The sequence below is a fragment of the Micrococcus sp. GbtcB5 genome (genome assembly GCF_019091605.1).
Lineage (GTDB): Bacteria > Actinomycetota > Actinomycetes > Actinomycetales > Micrococcaceae > Micrococcus > Micrococcus luteus.
Window position 1 is genome coordinate 1 of the sequence record NZ_JAGXJK010000422.1, and the last position, 239, is coordinate 239.

Consider the following 239-nt stretch of genomic DNA (forward strand, 5'->3'; position numbering starts at 1 on the left):
CCGCGGCCGCGGCGGCCCCGCCCGTCCCCCCGCGGCACCGGGCCGCCCATGAGGCCCTCGCCGCCGACGTCCTGCCCGGGGCCGTCTCGGCGTGGGAGGCGGCGCTGGCCGACAGCCCCGCGGGCGCCGTGGCCCAGCAGGGCCTGTCCGCGGCCCGCCTCATGCTGCGCACCCGCGGCGCCGACGCCGCGGCGGGGCGCGCGGCCGCCGCGGGCGGCCCGGGCGACGTCGCCGCCCAG

1 pseudogene is annotated in these 239 nt (G+C 87.4%); it reads left to right on the forward strand.

Annotated elements, in window-relative coordinates:
• Positions 1-239 (forward strand): annotated as a pseudogene (locus tag KVS67_RS12970) (thioredoxin); the annotation flags it as partial.